The 4,067-nt window shown below is 63.4% G+C and carries 2 protein-coding genes and 1 pseudogene; all 3 read left to right on the forward strand.

Going from position 1 to position 4,067, the window contains the following annotated elements; translation table 11 throughout:
* Positions 1-303 (forward strand): annotated as a pseudogene (locus tag APH30_RS26285) (O-antigen ligase domain-containing protein); the annotation flags it as partial.
* 5 nt (positions 304-308) lie between these two features.
* On the forward strand, positions 309-2,909 hold the full coding sequence (locus tag APH30_RS26290; protein WP_054914168.1) for a cellulase family glycosylhydrolase: 2,601 nt from the start codon (positions 309-311) through the stop codon (positions 2,907-2,909).
* Positions 2,910-2,972: 63 nt separating this feature from the next.
* Entirely contained in the window at positions 2,973-3,956 is a 984-nt protein-coding gene (gene galE / locus APH30_RS26295; RefSeq protein ID WP_054914167.1) for a UDP-glucose 4-epimerase GalE, read from the forward strand.
* Positions 3,957-4,067: the final 111 nt, after the last annotated feature.

Below are 4,067 nucleotides of genomic sequence, written 5' to 3' on the forward strand. Positions count from 1 at the left end.
CTGCGCGTGGGGCTGGTCGGGCTTGGCCTGTTCGTGGCGTTCTTTGCCGTGGTGCTGCACGGTATCCGCAAGGCGATGCGCAGCTTCCCGGACAAGGACGACGAACGACGACAGCTCGGCCGCGTGTTGCTGGCAACGCTGATCGGCATTCTGGTGATCATCTTCACCGTCAGCAGTATCACCTTTATCCCCGTGGTGTACTGGTCGATCGCCGGTTTGGGCGTGGCCTACACCCAGATGGTGCGGCGGCTGCATGCCAGCCCCGCGGTGGCACTGGCCGAACCCGACCTCCAACCCAGGTAATGTTCATGAATGTGCTCGCCCTGCGTGGTTTCATCCGCCTTTCGGCCTTCGCCAGCCTGGCCTTGCTGCCACTACCGGGCTGGGCGTCTGCCTGGCAGGTCAGTGTCGACGAGCACACCGGCCTGCCCACAGTGAGCCGTGGTGGCGGCCCGGTGATGAAAGCCAAGTTCGATTTCTGGGCCGCCAACTGGAGCTGGACCGGCTTCTACACCGACCTCAAGGTCAACGGGCCGTACCACTACACCCTGCTGGGCAAGAACAAGGAACTGGACTTCGACCTGGCCGCGGATATCCGCAAGGAGCAGGCGCAAACGCTGAGCTGGACCTTCGAGCTCGATGCACACAGCCGCAAGGCCGGGGTGATGGGGGGCGGCATGGTCTTCCAGTTCGACCCTGCGCAGGTCACCGGGGCCATGGGCGCCCCGCAATTGCTGCCAGGCAACCGCGGCTGGTGGTGGGGCAACGCCGAGCAGGGCCGGCGCATCGAAATGCGCTTCGAGCCGCCCTTGGCCAAAGTGTATTTCGAGCGTGGCAACCCGTCTGAGCTGCGCGCGTTTCTGTACCAGGACCCGATCACTGCCGGCAAGCAACAGCTCAAGGCCGTGCTCAACCTGACCGGGGATATCGAGCTCGCACCCACAGCCACCGAACGCTTCGGCCTGGCCGACCCGGCCAGCTGGCCAGACGACCAGTTGGACTGGCGCAGCGCGCCGGTAGACTTGTCGTTCCTCAACGCAGCAGAAAAACCCGCTGGCAAGCGTGGCTTCGTCAAGGCGGTCGGCGAGCAACTGGTGTTTGCCGACAACACCGCCGTGCGGTTCTGGGGCACCAACCTGTCGGCCTATGCGTTGTTCAAAAGCCCCGACGAGGAGATCCGCCAGCAGGCCAAACGCTTGTCGGCCCTGGGTTTCAACCTGGTCCGCCTGCATCATCACGATTCACCCTGGGTCAGCCCCAATGTGTTTGGCGACGGTACCCTGGTGCGCGACACCCAGCAGCTCAGCGCCGAATCGCTGCGCAAGCTGGACCTGTGGATCAAAGCACTCAAGGACGAAGGTATCTACATCTGGCTGGACATGCATGTGCAGCGGGCGCTCACTGCCAACGACAATATCGAAGACTTCGACGAACTGGCCAAAGGCGAAGCGCGCATCGACCTGAAGGGCTACGCCTACGTCAACCGCAGTATCCAGCAGGCAATGAAGCGCTTCGCCGAGCAGTACCTGACCCACGTCAACCCATACACGGGGCTGGCCTACAAAGACGACCCGGCCATTGCCGCCGTGCTGATCACCAACGAGAACGACCTGACTCAGCACTACGGCAATGCCCTGATGCCGAACAAGGATGTGCCGCGCCACAGCGAACGCTACATGGCTGCCGCCAAGGCCTTCGCCAAACAGTACGACCTGCCCGCCGACCTGACTTGGCGTGCCTGGGAGCATGGGCCATCGAAGCTGTTCCTCAACGACCTGGAGCAGCGCTTCAATGCCGACATGATCACCCACCTGCGCAGCGTGGGCGTGAAAGTGCCGATCGCCACCACCAGCACCTGGGGCGGCAACGGCCTGAGTGCGCTGCCGGCACTGAGTGTTGGCGATGTGATCGACGCCCATAGCTATGGGGACATGGGTCAACTGGAGAAAAACCCGCTGACCAGCGACGGCATGATCGACTGGATCGGCGCCGCCCAGGTGGTCGGCAAGCCACTGACGGTCACCGAGTGGAACGCCGAGCCGTTCCCGCTGCCAGACCGTCACTCGCTGCCACTGTACGTGGCCGCTACCGCCAGCCACCAAGGCTGGGACGCCCTGCTGCAATATGCCTACAGCCAACAGGCGTTCAACCCGGGTTGGCGCACGGCAGACAACTGGCACGCTTACAACGACCCTGGCATGCTCGCCACCCTGCCCGCTGCCGCCCTGCTCTACCGCCGCGGCGATGTGAAGCCGGCCACTACCGACTATGTGTTCGCCCCGACGGCAGCCACCCTGTACAACCTGGAAATCACCCCGCGCAATTCACCACTGCTGCGTACTGCCATGGAAAAGGGCCGCTTGCAGATCGCCCTGCCGCAAACGCCGCAACTGCCCTGGCTGAAACCTGCTGCCATCCCAAGCGGCGCGCACGTGCTGCAAGACCCCGGTGAATCGCTGTTGCCGGCGGATGCCAGCGAATCGACCACCGACACGGGCGAGCTCAGGCGTAACTGGCAACAAGGCCTTTACACCATCGACACGCCGCTCACCCAGGCTGCCACCGGCTGGCTGGGGGGGCGTTCGATCAGCCTGGGCGCTGTGCAGGTGCGGGCGACTACGCCCTATGCCAGTGTCGTGGTGCAGAGCCTGGACGACAAACCGCTGGGGCAGTCGCGGGACCTGCTGGTGTCGCTGGGCACCCGGGCCGTGCCCAAGCCCGATGACAAGACACCGTTCAATGTCGAGCCGCTGGAAGGCCGCCTGACCATCCAGGCACCTGCCGGCCTGAAGCTGTACGCCCGCGATGCGCAGGCGCAGTTGAAGGCGCTGCCTGTGGCCTACGACAACGGGCACTACACCCTGACCTTCGACGGCAGCTACATGTCCAACTGGCTGTTCTTGAAATAGGGCACATGGCCATCTACGCTCGATTCACTGCGTCGCTAAAACAGCAGGTCACAGGGGGTGCGCATGAAATGCCTGGTTGTCGGTGGCGCCGGCTACATTGGCTCACACATGGTCAAGCACCTGCAGGGCGCCGGCCATGAGGTGGTGGTGGCGGACCTGGTTTCACCTGGCCCCGGGGTTCAATGGGCCAAGCTCGACATTGCCGACGAAGCCGCACTGGATGTGTTGTTCGGCGTTGTGCATTTCGACGCGGTGTTTCACTTTGCCTCGTTCATTCAAGTGGGTGAATCGGTCAGCGCACCCGGCAAGTATTACCAGAACAATGTGGCTGCCACCCTTGCGCTGCTGCAGGCCATGGTCAACGCCGGCATCAAGTACCTGGTGTTTTCGTCGAGCGCTGCGGTGTACGGCAACCCGCTGTATGTGCCTATTGACGAAGCGCATGGCAAGCAGCCAATCAACCCCTATGGCTTGAGCAAATGGATGGTCGAGCAGATTCTCGAGGACTTCGACCGTGCCTATGGTTTGAAGTCGGTTTGCCTGCGCTATTTCAACGCTGCCGGTGCCGACCCGGAGGGCCAGTTGGGTGAGCGGCATGAGCCGGAGACCCACCTGATCCCGTTGATCCTGCAGGCGGCATCGGGGCGGCGCGAGGCGGTCACGGTGTTTGGCCGCGACTACGACACCCCGGACGGCACCTGTATTCGCGATTATGTGCATGTGTCGGACCTGGCTACGGCGCATGCGTTGGCGGTGGACTACCTGCTGGCGGGTGGGGAGCGTACTGCGTTCAACCTGGGCAATGGCCTGGGCTTTTCGGTGCAGCAGGTGATCGATATGGCGCGTGGGGTAACCGGGCGACAGATCGACACACTGGACGCCCCCCGCCGCGCCGGCGACCCGCCGCGGTTGGTGGCCGATGCCAGCAGAGCGTTGCAAGTGCTGGGCTGGCGGCCGGAGTTCGCCGCGTTGGAGCAGATCGTCCGGCATGCGTGGCAGTGGGAGTTGCAGTACCCCTGGGCCATGCGCCAGGGGCGGCAGCCGTGAACGGCACGGGCCGCATTTCCTCCACAGTCGTCGCTAGCCACAGCGACACCGCCCGTTGTGGATCAACTGTCTTTCTAAAAATTTGAAAAGCCTGCGCTATTCATTGTGGGA

This window comes from Pseudomonas sp. NBRC 111127 (assembly GCF_001320345.1).
GTDB lineage: Bacteria > Pseudomonadota > Gammaproteobacteria > Pseudomonadales > Pseudomonadaceae > Aquipseudomonas > Aquipseudomonas juntendi.

Bases quoted from the DNA above. Each gene is read 5' to 3' on its own strand.
- APH30_RS26290 (WP_054914168.1), top strand. From the start codon at position 309: ATGAATGTGCTCGCCCTGCGTGGTTTCATCCGCCTTTCGGCCTTCGCC.
- galE (WP_054914167.1), top strand. From the start codon at position 2,973: ATGAAATGCCTGGTTGTCGGTGGCGCCGGCTACATTGGCTCACACATG.